14 protein-coding genes are annotated in these 18196 nt (G+C 73.0%); 7 read left to right on the forward strand and 7 right to left on the reverse strand.

From position 1 onward, the window contains the following. Nucleotides 1-239: 239 nt before the first annotated feature. From BCD48_RS15750 to BCD48_RS15770, 5 genes are all read right to left on the reverse strand, one after another. Nucleotides 240-1352: an ROK family glucokinase gene (locus tag BCD48_RS15750; protein WP_241841741.1), complete on the reverse strand. Its 1113-nt coding sequence runs from the start codon at nt 1350-1352 to the stop codon at nt 240-242. Then, entirely contained in the window at nt 1345-2025 is a 681-nt protein-coding gene (locus BCD48_RS53685; protein WP_241841761.1) for a hypothetical protein, read from the reverse strand. Before BCD48_RS53685 ends, BCD48_RS15750 begins: the two co-directional genes overlap by 8 nt. Then, complete coding sequence (locus tag BCD48_RS15760) at nt 2022-3236, reverse strand: ArsA family ATPase (protein ID WP_071049146.1); 1215 nt, start codon at nt 3234-3236, stop codon at nt 2022-2024. The genes BCD48_RS53685 and BCD48_RS15760 overlap by 4 nt, the downstream gene beginning before the upstream one ends. Nucleotides 3237-3243: 7 nt before the next feature. Next, complete coding sequence (locus BCD48_RS15765; RefSeq protein ID WP_083418701.1) at nt 3244-3744, reverse strand: SRPBCC family protein; 501 nt, start codon at nt 3742-3744, stop codon at nt 3244-3246. A gap of 599 nt (nt 3745-4343) precedes the next feature. Further along, entirely contained in the window at nt 4344-5111 is a 768-nt protein-coding gene (locus tag BCD48_RS15770) for a metallophosphoesterase family protein (protein WP_071049148.1), read from the reverse strand. A gap of 327 nt (nt 5112-5438) precedes the next feature. On the opposite strand from BCD48_RS15770, the gene BCD48_RS15775 reads away from it, so the two are divergent. After that, nucleotides 5439-7253 (forward strand): AMP-dependent synthetase/ligase, encoded by a 1815-nt coding sequence (locus tag BCD48_RS15775; RefSeq protein WP_071049149.1) that lies wholly within the window; start codon nt 5439-5441, stop codon nt 7251-7253. A gap of 49 nt (nt 7254-7302) precedes the next feature. Here BCD48_RS15775 and BCD48_RS15780 read toward each other — a convergent pair whose 3' ends face one another. Together BCD48_RS15780 and BCD48_RS56650 are read right to left on the reverse strand one after the other, a co-directional pair. Next, nucleotides 7303-9084: a hypothetical protein gene (locus BCD48_RS15780; RefSeq protein ID WP_071049151.1), complete on the reverse strand. Its 1782-nt coding sequence runs from the start codon at nt 9082-9084 to the stop codon at nt 7303-7305. 212 nt (nt 9085-9296) lie between these two features. Beyond that, nucleotides 9297-10472, reverse strand: a complete 1176-nt coding sequence (locus tag BCD48_RS56650; RefSeq protein WP_491677137.1) for a lysophospholipid acyltransferase family protein — start codon at nt 10470-10472, stop codon at nt 9297-9299. Nucleotides 10473-11091: 619 nt separating this feature from the next. Here BCD48_RS56650 and BCD48_RS15790 point away from each other — a divergent pair. From BCD48_RS15790 to BCD48_RS15815, 6 genes are all read left to right on the forward strand, one after another. Next, nucleotides 11092-11955 carry an alpha/beta hydrolase gene (locus tag BCD48_RS15790; protein ID WP_071049153.1) on the forward strand — a complete coding sequence of 288 codons (864 nt, stop codon included), beginning with the start codon at nt 11092-11094 and terminating at the stop codon, nt 11953-11955. Nucleotides 11956-11960: 5 nt separating this feature from the next. Then, nucleotides 11961-12656 carry a DUF308 domain-containing protein gene (locus BCD48_RS15795; RefSeq protein ID WP_071049155.1) on the forward strand — a complete coding sequence of 232 codons (696 nt, stop codon included), beginning with the start codon at nt 11961-11963 and terminating at the stop codon, nt 12654-12656. Between the two features lie 401 nt (nt 12657-13057). Next, nucleotides 13058-14335, forward strand: a complete 1278-nt coding sequence (locus tag BCD48_RS15800) for an ornithine cyclodeaminase family domain (RefSeq protein WP_071049157.1) — start codon at nt 13058-13060, stop codon at nt 14333-14335. Between the two features lie 68 nt (nt 14336-14403). After that, nucleotides 14404-14925, forward strand: a complete 522-nt coding sequence (locus BCD48_RS15805) for a polyadenylate-specific 3'-exoribonuclease AS (protein WP_071049158.1) — start codon at nt 14404-14406, stop codon at nt 14923-14925. A 382-nt stretch (nt 14926-15307) separates the two neighbouring features. Further along, nucleotides 15308-16336, forward strand: a complete 1029-nt coding sequence (locus BCD48_RS15810) for a 6-phosphofructokinase (RefSeq protein WP_071049160.1) — start codon at nt 15308-15310, stop codon at nt 16334-16336. A gap of 101 nt (nt 16337-16437) precedes the next feature. Beyond that, nucleotides 16438-17823, forward strand: coding sequence for a class II 3-deoxy-7-phosphoheptulonate synthase (locus BCD48_RS15815; RefSeq protein WP_071049162.1), 1386 nt, complete (start codon nt 16438-16440; stop codon nt 17821-17823). The last annotated feature ends 373 nt before the right edge of the window (nt 17824-18196 follow it).

Below are 18196 nucleotides of genomic sequence, written 5' to 3' on the forward strand. Positions count from 1 at the left end.
CGCCCTCTTGGGCTGGTTCCGGGCTGAGGCATTTGGCGGTGGCCGGGGCTGAGTTCGGGTCGGTGACGTGGTGGCGTTGGCGCAGCGCCGATGCGCTGTCACCTTCTGTGGCTCGGTTGCGTACATTGCTCGCCAGAACGACATCCGCGTACGCGGATGTGGGCGCGGGACGGGCTAGGACGGCGTTGACATCTTGGTGTCCGACGCCCGCCCCGATACCCCAGGTGCGCGCCGTCGGTTTAGGCGCGGCCCAGTGTGACTGTGCGGGCCAGGTCGGCCGCCCCGACGAAACCCGCGTCGGGTCCCAGGTCGGCGAGGACGATCTCGGCCTCGGGGCGGTGGCCGCGGCCGGGGAGGGCGGCGCGGAACTGGGCCCTGGCCGGGCCGAGCAGGAGCTCACCGGCGTCGGAGACGCCTCCGCCGATGACGAACCTCGCCGGGTCGAGCACGGCGGTGAGGCTGGCCAGGCCCTGGCCGAGCCAGTAGCCGACCTCCTCGAAGCACTTGATGGCCGCCGGGTCGCCCTCGCGGGCCGCGGTCGTGACGTCCGGGCCGGTCAACTGCCCCAGGTCGCCGCCGGCGAGCTCGAGCAGCCGCCGCCCGGCCGCCGACGAGCCACCGATGATCTCCCGGGCGTGGCGGACCAGCGCCCGGCCGCTCGCGTACTGCTCCCAGCAGCCCTGGCTGCCGCAGCCACACGGGAGCCCGGCCGGTACCACCTGCATGTGGCCGAACTCGGCGCCGACGCCGAACGCGCCGTGGCGCACCTTCCCCTCCACTACCAGCCCGCTGCCGATCCCGGTGCCCACCGTGACGCAGACCAGTTCGGCGCAGTCGCGCCCCGCGCCGAAGCGGTACTCCGCCCACGCCATCGTGTTCGCGTCGTTGTCGACGATCACCGGGCGGCCGAGCCGGTCGGAGATGATGTCCCGCAGCGGCTCGTCGCGCCAGGCGAGGTTCGGCGCGAACATCACCCGCGCCCCGTCGCGGTCGAGCCAGCCGGCGGCGCCGATGCCGATCGGCGCCTCCAGGCCGACGGCGTGGCGGGCGAGCAGCTCGCCGACGACCTCGGCGATCGTGTCCGCCACCAGCGCCGGCTCGTGCCCCGGGGTCGGGCGGCGCACCGAGCCGACGATCCGGCCGTGCTCGTCGACGACGCCCGCGGCCACCTTCGTCCCGCCGACGTCGACGCCGATCGCCAGACCCCGCGCGCCGCCGGCCGGCGCGAGCGGCGGGGGCGGCGCGCCCGGCTCGGTGCCGGGCATGCCGGACGTGCGCGAGGCCGGGGGCGCAAAGGGCGCGCCGGACGAGATGGATGTGCCGGATGTGCCGGTCGTGTGCGTGCTACTCACCGATGTCGATCCTCTGTACCCGGCCGCGGGCCGGCCGGGTCTGCTGCGTCGCGGTCTGTCGTGGAGAAGCCTGCCAGCCCGGCGGGTCGTCGTGCTGGTCACCCGTGCCCTGGCCGGGGCCGCCTGCGGGCGGCCAGGCGGCGCGGGCCGCGGCGGCGAGCGAGCTCGCCGCCGCGAGCAGGTGCCCGAGGACCTCCGCGTGGCTGCCGGCGACGCTGGCGAGCAGCCTGCACAACGGGCAGCCGGTGCACAGCGTCTCGCCCGGTCCCACCGCCCAGGGCGGGCCGTGGCGTGGCCCCGGGCCGGGCGTGGGGCCGTCGCCTTGCTCCTGGTCGAACGGGTCGTCCTGGGCGACACCGGGCGGGTACGCGCCGGCCGGGTCCTGACGGGCGTCCCATTGGTCCTCCGGCCCGGAGGGGCCCCAGGCGTCCTCAGCAGTCCCGGGCCAGTCGGCGGCGGCGTCCTCCGCTTCTGGGTCATCGGCGGCGCCGGCCCGCGCGGGGGCGGGCGGGGCGCCGTGCGCCGTCAGCCATTCGCGGACCGCGGCGGTGAGCAGCGCCGCTTCCTGCGCCAGAGTGCCTGGCTCCGGCTGGGCCCGTGGCGAGGTTCCCGCCGGACCGGCGGAGCCGATCGGGGAGGTCTGCTGGGTGTTCTGCTGTGAGCTCTGGGTCACGCCCGCACCCACTGGTCCGGGTCGGGTACGAACGCGACAACCAGCCGGTTGTCGCGCAGCCAGGCGGCGCGGACGTCGCAGCGGCGCAGCGCGGCGGGCAGCGGGAGCAGCCGCCGGTGTGGGCCGACGGTCACCACCAGCTCGTCGCCGAGCCGGGCGAGGTCGACCTCGCCCCGGTCGGCGAACGGCACGCCGAACGACAGCGAATAGCCCTCTTCGGTCCGCTCCACCAGCGGCGCCTCGCTGTCCGCGCCCGCTCTGGCGCCGAGCACGCCCGCCGGGTCGAGCGACCCGTAGGCGGCCGCGCCGAACGCGGCCAGCTCCTCCAGCCCCACCGGCTCGCCGCCCCGGTAGGCGGCACGCAGCACAGGAAGCGGCGCGAACGCGGCCTCGATCTCGCCGAGCTGCTCACGGTGCGACGCCGCCCAGCCGGCCCGCCAGACGTCACCGCCGCTCGGGCCGATCACCCGGTTCGCCACCAGCGCGTCCACGGGCAGGCCGTGCAGCGAGAGCGCGGTGAACACCCGCCGGGTGACCGCCACAGAGGCCGTCTCCGGGGTGAGCACGAGCCGCACGCTGGTGCGCGCCGGGTCGTTGAGCACCTCGCGCAGCTCGGCCGCGGTCGCGCGCAGCCGGGTCAGCACGTCGTAGACCGGCTCGGCCAGGTGGCCGACCCTGGCGGCCAGCCGCGCCGAGCGGGCCAGCGACGGGCGGACCCAGCGCACGAAGCGCCCGTCCGGGGGGAGCAGCCGGCGGCAGTACCAGGACAGCGTCTCCGGGAACGCCAGGAGCCGCAGCGCGTCGGCCGCCGGGCCCGCGTCGACGACGACGAGGTCGTAGCGGCCGGAGGTGAGCTGGTCGCGCAGCTCGAGCAGCGCCAGCGTCTCGCCGACGCCGGTGAGCCCGGCCAGCTCCTCGGTCTCGATCGGGTCGAGGTCGGCGCGCGTCCAGGCGGCGTCCAGTAGCGGCCGGACGGCGTCCAGCCGCCGCTCGAACGAGTCCTGCAGGTCGACCTGCTGGCCGAACAGCCCCGGTTCGAGCTCGACCGGCTCGCCGGCCACCGGGTGGTCGAGCGTGGCCCCGAGCCCCCCGACCGGGTTGAACGAGACCAGGAGCGTCCGGTGGCCGCGCTGGGCGGCGAGCGTCGCGCTCGCCGCGGCTACCGTCGTGGTCCCTCCGCCGCCCTTACCGGTGAACAGCACACACCGCACACGAGCCTCAGCTCTCGACGTTCTTCTCGAGGTCCGAGAACTTCTCGGGGTAGGCGCCGGCGCCGAGCGCCGGCGAGGCCTCGACGTGCCGCTTGAGATCCTTGAGAGCGGCGTCGACGATGCCGCCCTGGATCTTGCGGCGCAGCAGGCCCGGAATCTTGATCTTCAGCTCGACGGTGAGGTCGTAGGTCACCTCGGTCCGGCTCTCACCGAGGTCGTGCAGCGTGTAGCTGCCGTCCTGGGCGGACATCGCCTGGCCCTCGACGAGCGTCCAGGTGACCTTCTCGTCGTCGAACCAGGTGTACTCGGTGACGAACTCGTCCTTGGCGATGCCGGCGTTCACCCGGAAACGGGCCCGGCTCGGCCGGCCCTCCGGGCCGACTTCGAGAACCTCGGTCTGCTCCATCTGGCCGACCCACGTCGGGTAGTTCGCGATGTCGGCGATGGTGGCCATCACGGTCGCGGGCTTGGCGTTGATGACGATCGAGGCGCGTGCGTGATCGGCCATCGTTGTTAGTACCTCCAGATCCGCCTGGGGCTGACCCGGCCCCCGGCAACGACGTCCCCAACGCATCGGCCAGGTCACCTTGGCCGCGATCGGTTGAATGATCGCACCCATTCCGTGGTGTTCCCTGGGGAGGCCGCCTCACATGCGACGAAATGCATGATCGCATGCTTGGTGGCCGGCCCCCTCGCGAGCCTCCCGGCGTGCGACGCGAGCAGGGTCGCACGTCTTTCGGCTGGCCTCTGGATGCCTCCGGAGGAGGGGCGGAGTGACTCCGGCCCACGCCTCCCTCGGCTGGTGGCGGCCGCTCCGTGCCGGGGCGGGCGCGACCGTCACCGATCGATCGACGACGCTACCCGACCGGCATCGGGGCCTCGCCGGCCGACCCGTCACTCCAGCTGCCGGCTGGCCTTCAGCCGGAAGTCGCCTGGCTCACCTCGCCGGCCGGGCGACACTGTGCCTCCTTTGGCTTGCCGCTGCACCTCTCGGCAGGCCGCCGGAGATGTGAGGAGAAGCATGATCGCATGTTCTTGGCCTACCGCCGTGCCCCCGTGGTGGGCCGCCGGAGATGCGAGGAGAAGCATGATCGCATGTTCTTTGGCCTACCACTCGAGTACGAAGGGCGTGCCGCGGGCGTTGAAATGCCCGACGTTCACGCAGCGCGTCGAGCCAATATACAAAGAGTCGACAAGCGGTTGGTGGACGTGGCCGAACAGTGCGTACTTCGGCTGCGTGGCCTGGATGGCCTCCAGCACCGCCTCGCTACCCCGCTCGAACCGGCCGGCCTCGATGTCGTACACGAGCTCCGGCACGTGCGGCGGGATGTGGCAGCACAGGACGTCGACCTCGCCGACCGCCGCCACCTTCGCGGCGAACGTCTCGTCGTCGATCTCGTAGGGCGTGTTCATCGGGGTCCGCAGGCCGCCGCCGACGAACCCGAAGCGCAGCCCGCCGATGTCGACGGTCTGGCCGTCGAGCAGCGTGACGCCGTCGCGCAGGTACTCCGGGTAGAGGTGCGGCAGGTCGACGTTGCCGTAGGTGAGGTAGGTGGGCGTCGGGAACGCCGCGAACAGCTCCGCGTACTGACGGCGGATCGCCGTCTCCATGATGGTGGCGCGGTCGCCCTCGAGGCTGGCCCACAGCCCGCGCGACCATTCCCTGGCCTCGTCGAATCGCATCTCGGTGCGCAGCTGGATCATCCGGCCGACGGCGTCGGCGCCGAACAGGCTGCCCATGATCCCGCGGCCGTGGTCGTGGTAGTCGATGAACAGGACCAGGTCGCCTAGGCAGACAAACGCGTCGGCGCCCTCCGCGGCGGCCGGGAGCGCGTCCGCCCGTCCGTGCACGTCGCTCACCACGTGGACCCGCATGTCCGAAGCTTAGAGCCCCGTGGGCCGCAAACGGATGCCCGACGGACCAGGTACGCGTCATGCTACTGAGCAGTAACCGGGGCGTCTCCTTTCCAGGAACGCCACCGTTTCGGACCGGTTTCGGATGGCTGGAACGGACGGTCGGGCGCGCCGCGCGGTTCGCCGGCACCCTCGCGCGCGGACTAACGTCTGACCTTGGCCCCGCCAACCGGGACATGCCCTGCCCGCGACCCCGCCCACCCGCGACCGCCCACCCGCGCGACCTGCCCCGTGCGCGTGCCGACGTGGCCGAGGCAACCGGCCCCGCGAAACCGAGGAGCCCTTCCGGTGCCCGAGTTCACCTCACCAGCCCTGGTCACGCTGCCCGACGACGTGACCCTCACCGACGGCGTCTTCGAGCTAGTCCGCGACCGTCCCGACCAGGTGGTGATCCGGCACAAGGTCGACGGCGAGTTCGTCGACATGACGTACCGGGACTTCTTCGACCGGGTCATGGCGACGGCCGGCGGTCTCGTCGCCCACGGGGTGGGGCCTGGCGACCGCGTCGCGCTGATGAGCCGGACCCGCTACGAGTGGACCGTCCTCGACTACGCGATCTGGATGGCCGGCGCGGTGACGGTGCCGGTCTACGAGACCTCCAGCGCGGAGCAGATCGAGTGGATCGTCACCGACGCCGAGGTGACGCTCGCGGTGGTCGAGACGCCGCGGCTCGCCGAGCTGGTCGCCGAGGTCCGCGACCGGACGCCCGCGCTGCGCGAGGTCCTCGTCATCGACGACGGCGCGCTGGAGACCCTGCGCGCTGATGGCGCCGCGGTCACCTCGGATCAGCTGGCGGCCGCGCGCGCTGGCGTGCGCAGTGACAGCCTGGCCACGATCATCTATACGTCGGGCACCACCGGCCGGCCGAAGGGCTGCGAGCTCAGCCACGGCGCGCTGTTGTTCGACGTGCTGGCGGCGGAGGCGCACCTGCCGGAGCTGTTCAGCAAGCAGAGCGACCCGTCGACGCTGCTGTTCCTCCCGCTGGCGCACGCCTTCGCCCGGCTCGTCCAGAACGTGGCGGTCCTGGTCGGCTTCCCGCTGGCCTACTCGGCGGACGTCTCCACGCTCGTCGACGACCTCGCCAAGTCCCGGCCGAGCTATCTGCTCGCCGCGCCGCGGATCTTCGAGAAGGTCCACGCGCGTGCGCGCCAGACGGCGCACGCGAGTGGTCGGGGGCGCATCTTCGACGCCGCGGAGAAGGCCGCGATCGCCTACAGCCAGGCGCTCGACACCCCGGGCGGCCCGGGTGCCGGCCTGCGGCTGCGGCACGCGCTGTTCGACCGGCTCGTCTACACGCGGCTGCGGGCCGTCCTCGGTGGGCGCGTCCGCTACGCCGTCAGCGGCAGCGCGCCGCTGTCCGAACGGCTCGGCCACTTCTTCCGCGGCCTGGGCGTGGTCGTCCTGGAGGGCTACGGCCTGACCGAGACGGCGCCCGCGCTGTCCGCCAACCAGCCAGGTCACGTGAAGATGGGCACGGTCGGCCGGCCGTTCGGCGGGGTGACGGTCCGCGTCGCCGACGACGGCGAGGTCCTCGTCCGCGGCCCGCTGCTGTTCAGCGGCTACCACGCCAACGAGACCGCCACCAAGGAGGCGCTGGACGCCGACGGCTTCTTTCGTACCGGCGACCTCGGCACCCTGGACGCGGAGGGCTTCCTGCGGATCACCGGCCGCAAGAAGGAGATCCTGGTCACCGCCGGCGGCAAGAACGTCGCCCCGGCGCCGCTGGAGCAGCGGCTGCAGACGCACCCGCTGATCAGCCAGGCGATGGTGATCGGCGACCGGCGCCCGTTCGTCGCCGCGCTGCTCACCCTCGACGAGGAGGCGCTGGAGCCCTGGCTCACCGCGCACGGCCGCCTCGCGAGCACTCCGCCGGCCGAGCTCGTCCACGACCAGGAACTGCTCGCGGACCTGCAGGGCGCGGTCGACGCGGCCAACACGTCCGTCTCGCACGCCGAGGGGATCAAGAAGTTCGCCGTGCTGCCGGTGGACTTCACCGTCGAGAGCGGCGAGCTGACCCCGAGCCTGAAGGTCCGCCGCTCCGCCGTCATGGACAGGTTCGCCGACACCGTCACCGACATCTACGGCGCCCCGGCCGAGAAATAGCCCGCGGCGCGCCCGGGAGAAGGGCGCCGCGGCCCGCGGCCGGTGGGCTCTACCGGCGGGTGGCCCGGTGCCTGCCTCCGGGGGCGTCGGGCGGCTTGGACGGCGAGTCCTCCACGGTGCCGGCGATCTCCTGCCCGGCGCGCGCCGGGTCGCCGCCGTGCCCGGCGTACGCGGTGTTGGGGTACAGCTGGTCGAGGGCATCACCACCGGGCGCGCCTGAACCCGGGACACCTGGACCGTGGGTGTCTGAAACGTAGGTGTCCGAAATGGGGGCGCCTGGGCCGTCGGCGTCGGTGCCGTAGGTGGCCGCGCCATGGTCCGGCACCGCGCGGCCGGCGGCGCCGTGGCCGGCGCTGGTCACGGCATGACCGTCGTCGGCGTAAGTGTCGTCGACATAGCCGTCGCCGACGGCGGCGTGACTGTCGTTGGCGTCGCCGTGGCCGGCCGCCACGCGGGTTCGGGAACCGGCGCGCAGCCGGCGAAGCTTCAGGAACGGGACGCCGAGCAGCGCGCCCATGCCGACCGCGCCCAGCAGCGGCAGCGCCCACAGCAGCGGGCCGTCGTAGCTCGCGGACTTCGCCTCGCCGCCGCCACCCGAGGGAGCCGCGGCCGGTGTCCCGGTGGTGGGGGCGGCGGCTACGGCCGGGCACGCCGCCGCGCTCGCCGCCGGCGGCGGGGCCGGCGCCTGGCCGGACGGGGCGCGGGTGACCGTGAGCGAGACCGCCGTGGCGCCGGGCTCGGCAGCCAGGCACAGCAGCGCCGAGCCGGCCCTGGAGAGCACCTTCGCGCCGGTCACCTGGACCTGGTAGCCCGTCGGGTAGGCGGTCGCCGGCAGGCTGACGGCGGTGAGCAGCCCGTCCGGCGCCGGCTTGCCGACAGGCAGCGTCGTGTCGTAGCGCAGGGTGAACGTGCCGGCGCCGTCGACGCCGAACTCGGACAGGTCACCCGCGACCGCGATCGGGTAGGGGCGGGCGAGCGCCGCGGGGAAGGCGGCGGCACCGGGGGAGCCGCCGGCCCCGGCGGGGTAGAGCCAGCCGATCTGGTTGCCGTCGGCGGCGGCGGTGAACGCGGCGACGGCGCCGTCCCCGGTGCCGGCCCAGCCGGTCAGGTAGCCGGCCGGGTCGTTGACCGCGACCGTCGCCGTCCGGTCGAACGGTGCCGGTCGTTCGCGCCAGAGCAGGTGGAACGGGTCGGCGGTGACGACGGCGGCCGCCGCGCCGGGGGCACGCGCGGCCTCGGTGGCCGTGAGTTCGTAGCCGACCAGCCCGCCGGTGCCGCGAAACGCCGTGGCCAGGCGGCCGACCGCCGCCGTCAGCGCCGCCGCGGGCGCGACCCCGCCACCGGGCGCGGGCGCCACCCGCAGCACGACCCGGAAGCCCCGGTCGGTCAGCGTGCGGACGACCGCCGCCGCCTGCGTGAGGCCGGGGTCGCCCGCGATGGAGGAGCTGGCACCGGGGCGCGGGTCGGGAAAGCCGCCGGCGGCGGTCAGGAGAACCGTCACCCCGACCGTGCTGAAACCGGCGCCGACCCAGGCATCCAGGTCGGTGTCGCCGGGGGTCGCCCCGGCGGGCAGCGTCGGGCCGTGCACCACCAGCACCCGGCCCTGGGCGTCGGTCAGGTACTCGTTGGTCCGGGTGACCGTCCCGGGCGGCGCCTGCGCCGTCGGCGCGGTGGGGGACCGCGTAGGCGTCCCGGCGGCGAGCGCCCCCGCCGCCGGCAGCACCGGCGACGCCGGAGCCAGCGCGAACAGGACGCCGGCCAGGACGGCGCCGACGGCGAGCCGGCGGGCGCCTCGCCCCGCCGCCCGGCTTGGCCAGGAATGTGCCCCCACGTCCCCCATCCTGCCGTGTTCACCGTCTCGCGGGTCGGTGGGTCGACACCGCCCGGCAGCCGCCTGGGCGCACCGGGCGCCAGGGCTCACAGGGGTTGCCGGGGCGGTCACGTCTGCGCGCCGGCTACCCGGTGCCGCGGCCCGGGCGAGGGCATTTCCGTCGGCCCGCCGGAGAATGCGCCAAGGCTCGGGCACGAGGACTGTCGCGATGCTCAGCGCTGGAGCGGGTCGGGAGGCAGGTCGACGGCGGCCTCCGGCGCCTGCGGGCGCGGCGGCGGGACATCCGTCGCGGGGTGCTCGGCGGCCGAGGCGCCGGCCCGCGCCGTTGCGGTGGCCGGGGGCGCCCCCGTCGCCCTGGCGAGCGGATTCGGGAACTTGCCCGGCTTGGCGAATGTGGCGGGCCTGGCCGGCGGCTTGCCCGGCTTGGCCGGCTTGGCTGGCTTCGGTGGTTTGGGTGTGCCGGCCGGCTTGGCTGGTTTGGCTGGCTTGGCCGGACCAGCGGGCGATGCCTCGGCGGCGCTGGCGCCGGCGCTCACGACCTCCCGGCCCGGCTTCCCGACCTCCCCGATCTGCTTCGCAGATCGGGCAGGAACCCCGGACCCGGCAGGAACCCCGGCCTCGGCCGCGGCGGCCGTCGCGGCCGCGCGGGCCGTGGCCAGGTCGTCCTTGGCCTTCTGGGCATACATGTCGACGTACTCCTGGCCGGACAGCTGCATGAGCTCGTACATGATCTCGTCGGTGATCGAGCGCAGCACGAACCGGTCGTCGGCCATGTCCTCGTAGCGGCTGAAGTCCAACGGGCGGCCGATGCGCATGCCGACCTTGCGGATCCGCGGGATCGTGCGGCCCTGCGGCTGGACCTCGAACGTCCCGAACATCGCGACGGGAATGACGGGCACCTTCGCTTCCAGGGCCATCCTGGCGACGCCGATCTTGCCGCGGTAGAGCCGGCCATCCGGCGAGCGGGTGCCTTCGGGGTAGATGCCGAGCAGCTTGCCCTGGCTCAGGACGCGCACCCCGGAACGCAGCGCGGCGTCGCTGGCCTTGCCACCACTGCGGTCGATCGGCAGCTGCCCGACGCCGCTGAAGAACATCCGCTTCGCCCGGCCCTTCAGCCCGCTGCCGGTGAAGTAGTCGATCTTGGCGAGGAACGTCACCCGCCGCGGGACCATCAGCGGCAGGAAGATCGAGTCGAGGAAGGACAGGTGGTTGCTGGCCAGGATCGCCGGCCCTTCCGCGGGCACGTTCTCCGGCCCCTCGATCCAGGGCCGCCAGAACGTGCGCAGGAACGGGGACAGGACCACCTTGAGCATCCAGTAGAACACGCCAGCTCCCTGCTCGGCCGCGCCGCGGCCACCCGCCCTCCCGGCGCCCGGACCCTGTGCCACGGTCCGTCCGCACCGTGATTCCTTGACGTCCGGTTCCCCAGCATCCGGTTCCCCAACGTCCGGCTCCCCACCATCGTGGGTCCCCGGCATCACGGTGCCATCGTCGCGCCGTGGCCGCGCCCGATGGTCGAAACGACCCTAGCCTTCCGAGGGGGCGCCCGGGAGCAATCCCCGCCGCCGGAGTCCGCGCACCCGGCCTCGTCACCATCGGTCCACCGCCAGGCCACTCCCGCGACCCAACCAGGCGGTCGTCGTCGCCCGCGCCGGCACCAGTTGACGTCCTTTGCCGCCCGAACAACGGCTCGTTGCCCCACGGTCCGGTATTCCGCGAATACCCAACCAAGATCCTATCCCGAGCTGGGGTCAATCCCGGTCATATCCAGTGACCTGAGCCAGTGACCTGGAAACCGCGCCGTCGGGCCCGCCGGCGCCTCACCATGGGCGTGCGGCGCCCATGGTGGCCGTGGTCTGGCCGGCGGCGCCGTGCGAGCATTCCGGTACCGGGGTGTTCCTGCCCGTGCTTCTGGGGACAGGAGCCTCCGGAGGTGCGAAAGAAGATCATTTTCGCACCTCCTTTGGCTCTCGGCGGACGACGCGTTGACGTGGGAAGGCGGATCAGATGGCTGGTGCCGGACGTACCACGGCGGCATCCGCTGGCGCGGCGGCGAGCTTCGGCCCGGTGCTGCCGGGCGCGGAGCCCTTCGAGCTGGGCGGCGCGGACAGCACTGGCGTGCTGCTGGTGCACGGGTTCACCGGCTCGCCTCAGAGCTTGCGGTCGTGGGGGGAGTTCCTCGCGGCCGCCGGGCTCACGGTGCGCTGCCCGCTGCTGCCCGGGCATGGCACCCGTTGGCAGGACCTCGCCGCGACCGGTTGGCGCGACTGGTACGGCGCGGTCGACGAGGCCTTCGGTGACCTGCGCGCCCGCTGTTCCCAGGTCTTCGTGATGGGCCTGTCGATGGGCGGCACGCTGACGCTGCGGCTCGCCGAGGAACGCGGCGCCGAGGTGGCCGGCGCCGTGACCGTCAACCCGAGCCTCGGCACCGACCGCTGGGACGCGAAGATCGCCCCATTGCTGTCCAAGATCCGGCGGTCGGTCCCTGGGATAGCCAGTGACATCAAGGCCGGTGGGGTCGCCGAGATCGGCTACGACCGGGTCCCGGTGCGCGCCTTCGTGTCGCTCCAGGAGCTGTGGAAGATCACCGTTCCGGACCTGCGGCGGATCGAGAGTCCTGTGCTGACGTTCCGCAGTGTTGTCGATCATGTCGTCGAGCCCAGCTCGGGACGCCGCCTGCTCGCCGGGGTGACGTCCGCGCCGGTGACCGAGCGGCTGCTGCCCGACAGCTACCACGTCGCCACGCTCGACAACGACAAGGAGACGATCTTCCAGGGCAGCCTGGACTTCGTCCGCCAGCACGCCCCCGCGCCCGTCCAGAGCACAGGCGACGCGGCCAGACCGCCCGCCCTGGCCGAGGGCGACGGCTGACGACCATGGCGGACAACCCCGACCCGCGGCCGGCCGACGGCGGCGCCGACCAGCCGGCCGACGACGACGTCTTCGCGGAGCTGGTGGCCCGCTTCGACGACGAGCCGGCGGAGCACACGTGGCCGGAGGCGGAGGACGTCACCCCCGGGTCGGGCGCGGCGGGGGAGGCAGGGCTGCCGGCGACGTCCGCCCGGACGGGCGGCGACGCCGGCGACGGTGATGACGACGAGCCGGCCGGCCCGACAGACGCGGCCCCGCCCGCGTCGGGCCTTGCCGACGGCGCCGGCAGGTGGCCGGGCGGCCGAAGCGGCCGCGACCTGCTCGACGACGCGGTCGGCCGTGGCCTGGTCGACGGCTCCGGCTGGCGGCGCCCGGGCGACACCGCGCCGGGCGCCCCCGCGCCGGGCGCCCCCGCGCCGGGCGCCGACGACGGGGACGAGCTGGACGAGGACGAGCACTACCTCCCGCCGCCACCGCCGAAGGCGGGCCGGGTCAGGCCCGCCACCGGGATCGCGATCGGCGCGATCATGCTCGGCGTGCTGATTCTCGTCATCCCCACTCTGGTGAGCCAGGTGACGAGCGGCGTGGGCGACATCACCGGTGTGGTGCTCATCCTGGGCGGCGTTGGAGGGCTGGTCGCGCGGCTGAGTGAGCGTCCTCCCACCGATGACGACGGGCCGGACAACGGCGCCGTCCTCTGATTGGTCGAAACTCGAACGACGGGGCGCGCAGACGCCCCCGGCGCCCAGCGCCTAAGCGTGGCGCGTCGACCCGAGGTGCGTCACGCTGGGTGGATACCGCCGCACGGGCCGGGCGCCGCCGCCCACTGGACGGACCACGGGCAGGGCCGGGAGACAGCCGCCGCCTGGGGAAGAACCTCGCCTGGCGGGATGGCGCACATGGCTCGGTACCGGCATGATCGTCCGAACACGGCCGGCCGGCTGACCGGCCACTGGGGTGATCGGGCGATCGAGGGTCGGCTGCCTGGCTGGACGACCGGATGGGCGGGCGGCGGCCGGTGGGCGGGTGTTCGGGGCGGGCAGTGAGACGGGCGGTCCAGGGCCGAGGCCGCCCGCGAACCGGACAGGGAAGGGACGGCGGCGTGCGTTTCTACGAGAAGGTCGAGGTTCACGGGCACCTGATGGATACGGGCGTGCTCGCCCGCGTGCTCGACGACGTGCTCGACTATGGCGGTGACTACGGGGTCGACCGGATCGACCTGGGAAAGACGCACGACGACGAGTCCCACGCGGTGATCACTGTCGGGGCGGACACCGAGGACCTGCTCATGCGGATCCTCATGCGCATCCAGGTTCACGGCGTCAACCGCGTCGACCCGGGCGAGGCCCTGCTGCGCCCGGCCGACCGCGACGGCGTGTTCCCCTCCGACTTCTACGCCACCACCAACCTGGAGACCGTCGTCCACCTCGACGGCCAGTGGGTGCCGGTCGAGCAGCCCGAGATGGACTGTGGCCTGGTCGTGTCCGGCGGCCGGGTGCGAACGGTGCCGGTCGCCGAGGTACGCGCCGGCGACATGATCGTCTGTGGCTCGTCCGGGGTGAAGGTCGTGCTGCCGATGACCGACCACTCCACCCATTCGGCCCGCTCCTACGGCACCTTCGGCGCGATGTCGGTGCCACCGGTGGGGTCGACCCAGCCGCAGGCGATGCTCGTCAGCGCGATCGCCCGCCAGATCCGCGAGGTCAAGGCCGAGGGCCAGCAGGTGCTGTGGGTACTCGGGCAGACGGCGATCAGCACCGGGGCTGGCGGCGCGCTGGTCGCCCTCGTCGAAGCCGGCCACGTCGACGTGCTGTTCGCCGGCAACGCGCTGGCGACCCTCGACATCGAGCAGGCGCTCTACGGCCACCCGATCGGCATCGGCCCGCTGCGCAGCAAGCGGGTGCAGCGCGGCAACGAGCAGCACATCCGCGCGATCAACACGATCCGCCGGGCCGGCTCGGTGCGCGCCGCCGTCGAACAGGGCGTGCTCGCCCAGGGCGTCATGCACGCGATGGTCAAAGCCAACAAGACGTTCGTGCTCGTCGGCTCTGTGCGTGACGACGGCCCGCTGCCAGACGTGCACACCGACGTTCTCGCCGGCCAGCGCGCGATGCGGGCCGCCCTGCGCCGCGTCGGCTTCACCATCATGATCGCGACCGCGCTGCACTCGGTCGCGACCGGGAACATCCTGCCGGCGTCGGTGCCGCTGGCCGCCGTCGACATGAACCCGGCGACCGTCGCCACGCTGACCGACCGGGCCGCCTCGCAGGGGCTGGGCGTCGTCGCCGATACCGGCCTGTTCCTGGAGCACCTGGCCAAGGAGCTCGTCCCCGACTACCACTCACCCGAGCCATCGGCGACCTTCACCGACGGTCGCTAATAGTGATCGTTCTGGCGAGGTGGTGACCCTCGTCGTCGTGGGTGAAGGGGGACGGGTTCACTGGGGGAGTGGGCGGCGAGCGGTATTTCTACGACACCGAGTTCATCGAGCGGCTGGACGGCGGCCACTTCTGGCTCGACCTGGTCAGCATCGGCGCGGTGAGCGAGGACGGGGAACGCGAGTTCTACGCGGTCTCCACCGAGTTCGATCCGACGAGGGCGGGGCCATGGGTCCGGCGCAACGTCCTCGACCAGCTCCCGTCGCCGTCGGCGTCGGTGTGGCGCTCGCGTGCCCAGATCCGCGACGAGCTGCTCGCCTTCCTCACCGCCGACGGCGAGCCGGAGTTGTGGGCCTGGTACGGCGCGTACGACCACGTCGTGTTGTGCCAGCTGTTCGGGATGATGCCGGCCCTGCCGCAGGCGCTGCCGCGGTTCACCCGTGACCTGCGCCAGCTGTGGGAGGAGACCGGCCGGCCGCGGCTGCCCTCGCCACCGCCCACCGCCCACGACGCCCTGGTCGACGCCCGCCACAACCTGGCCCGCTGGCGAGTATTGGCCCCCCTGCGCCCGCAGCGAGCTACCACTCCGTAGCGCACTGCGCGAAGGTCGCGCTGCCACCACGCAGCCCAAGCTACGCGGTGAGGAGCCAGCACTACCCAGCCACAAGAGGCGACGGCGCCTCAGCGCAGCGCCAACCTAGCCATGTCGTCAGCCCGGCACCAGGACAGCCACCGCCATATGCACCCGCCCGGATCCAGGCCGGGAGGGCGCTCAGCGCCCGACACGTGGGCGCGGAGCGTCCACGACATGTGGGTGCTAGGGGCGTTCCGCGGCGCGCAGCGCCCGCGGCGGGCGCGCAGCGCCCGCGGCGCCACGAGCACCCACGCCACGAGCGGCAGCGCTTGTGATGGCTGTCACGCGGTCTTACGCTCCGTCATCGATCGGCTTCGTCAACCGTTGGAGGACTTGGGCTGTGAAGATCGGTGTGCTGACGGGGGGCGGCGACTGCCCCGGGCTCAACGCGGTGATCCGCGCGATCGTGCGCAAGGGCATCGGGGTCTACGGACACCACTTTGTCGGGTTCCGCGACGGGTGGCGCGGGCCGCTGGAGAACGACACCTGCGCGCTCGACATCCAGGCGGTGCGCGGGATCCTGCCGCGCGGCGGCACGATCCTTGGCTCCAGCCGGACCAACCCGTACAAGATCGCGGGAGGATCCGGCCGGATCAAGGAGAACCTCGCGGAGCTGGGCGTCGACGCGCTCATCGCGATCGGCGGCGAGGACACCCTCGGAGTCGCGAGCCGCCTGTACGACGATGCCGGCGTGCCGGTCGTGGGCGTGCCCAAGACGATCGACAACGATCTGGCCGCCACCGATTACACCTTCGGCTTCGACACCGCCGTCAACATCGCGATGGAGGCGATCGACCGGCTGCACACCACGGCCGAGAGCCACCACCGGGTGCTCATCGTCGAGGTGATGGGCCGGCACGCGGGCTGGATCGCGCTGCACAGCGGCATGGCCGGCGGCGCGAACGTCATCCTCATTCCCGAGCGGCCGTTCGACATCGACAAGGTCTGCTCTCTCGTCGAGAGCCGGTTCGCGACCCACTACGCGCCGATCATCGTCGTCGCCGAGGGCGCCACGCCGCTGGCGGGGACGATGGTGGTCAAGGAGGGCGAACAGGACTCCTTCGGCCACGTCCGGCTGCAGGGCATCTCCGGGCTGCTGGAGGCGGAGATCAGGGCGAGAACCGGCCGCGAGTCCCGCGCGACCGTGCTCGGCCACGTCCAACGCGGCGGCACCCCGACGGCGTTCGACCGGTGGCTGGCGACCCGCTTCGGCCTGCACGCGATCGACGCGGTCCATGACGGCGAGTTCGGCGTGATGACCGCGCTGCGCGGTACCCGCATCGAGCGCGTCCCGCTGCGCGACGCCGTCGCAGAGCTGAAGCTCGTTCCCGAGGACCTCTACGCCGAGTCCGAGGTCTTCTTCGGCTGACAGGGGCGGGTCGGCGGGGTCTGTCACTGTGCGCCACCGCACGATAGGGGCGCGGAAACTGGCGTGAAACGTTCGGTCGGTGCCCGTACCCTGGTTGGGTGATGGACCTCGGACCTGATGGCGGGCAGACAGAACTCGAGCGGCCGCGGCCTGAACTGGACTTCTGGCGCACGCTCGCTGCCAGTCAGCAGCCCTCCTGGCCGGACCAGGACGCGCTGCGAGCCGCCTATGCCGAGCTTGCCACGCTGCCACCGCTGGTGACGGCCCCCGAGGTCCGCTCGCTCACCGAGCGGCTCGCGGACGTCGCCCGCGGCGAGGCGTTTCTGCTCCAGGGCGGCGACTGCGCGGAGACGTTCGCCGCGAACACCGCCAACAAGATCCGCGACAAGGTGAAGACACTGCTGCAGATGGCGGTAGTGCTCACCTACGGCGCCAGCACCCCTGTGGTGAAGGTCGCCAGGATCGCCGGCCAGTACGCCAAGCCGCGCTCGGCGGACATCGAGCCGTCCACCGGCCTGCCGTCCTACCGGGGCGACGCGGTGAACGGCATCGAGTCGACGCCCGAGTCGCGCCGGCCGGATCCGGCCCGGATGGTCTCCGCCTACCACCACAGCGCCGCCGCGCTGAACCTGATCCGCGCGTTCGCGACCGGCGGGTTCTCGAGCCTGTCCCAGGTCCACGAGTGGAACAAGGCGTTCGTGCGCGACTCGGCCGCCGGCCGCCGCTACGAGCTGATGGCCACCGACATCGAGCGGGCGCTCGCGTTCATGCACGCCTGCGGCATCGATCTCGACCGTACGGCCGAGCTCGGCGGCGTCGAGCTGTACACCAGCCACGAGGGTCTGCTGCTGGAGTACGAGCGGGCGCTGACGCGGGTCGAGGAGGCGACGGACGCGGTCTACGACCTGTCCGCCCACATGATCTGGATCGGCGAGCGCACCCGCGACCTCGACGGCGCGCACATGGACTTCCTGTCGCGGGTTGGCAACCCGATCGGATGCAAGGTCGGCCCCAAGGCGAGCCCTGACGAGGTCCTCGCGATCGTCGAGCGGCTCAACCCCGACCACATCCCCGGCCGTCTCATCCTGATCTCCCGGATGGGCACCGGCAAGATCCGCGACGCGCTGCCGCCGATCATCGAGAAGGTCAACGGCGCCGGCCACCCGGTGGTCTGGGCCTGCGACCCGATGCACGGCAACACGCGCGACGTGAGTGGCGTGAAGACCCGGCACTTCGACGACGTGCTCGACGAGGTGCTCGGCTTCTTCGAGGTCCACCAGCAGCTCGGCACCCACCCCGGCGGCCTGCACATCGAGCTGACCGGCGACAACGTCACCGAGTGCCTCGGGGGCGGCCAGAAGATCGGTGAGGCCGACCTGGGCGGCCGCTACGAGACGGCCTGCGACCCGCGCCTGAACACCAGCCAGGCCCTCGAGCTCGCCTTCCTCGTCGCCGAGATGCTCCAGGCCACCCGCTCCCGCCGCTGAGTTAGCTGGTTCGCTCCGTGCGGGCACGGCGCTCCGGCCCCGTACTCGCTTCGCTCCCACGGGACCTCCGCGCCGTGTCCTCCTCCGCTCACGGGCGCTACGGCGACCTCCGCTGCGGCCCGACCACGTTCGCTTCGCTCCGTGGTCGGGCCTCCGCGGAGGTGCGCCTCCGCGCCAGCTCAGTTGCGTCACGCTGTACGTCGCCAACCCGAAGCCGCCGTCTCGGGGGGCTACGTCGCTTCGCTTGTAGGAGGGCCTCCGCGGAGGCCCGTCTCCGCGCCCAGCATGGTCGCCTCTCGTTTGAACGGCACCGATCCAAGACCGGCCCCGATCCACATTCAGACCCTGCGGAGCCACGTCGCTTCGCTCGTGG

The organism is Pseudofrankia coriaricola, assembly GCF_001854805.1.
Classification (GTDB): Bacteria; Actinomycetota; Actinomycetes; order Frankiales; family Frankiaceae; genus Pseudofrankia.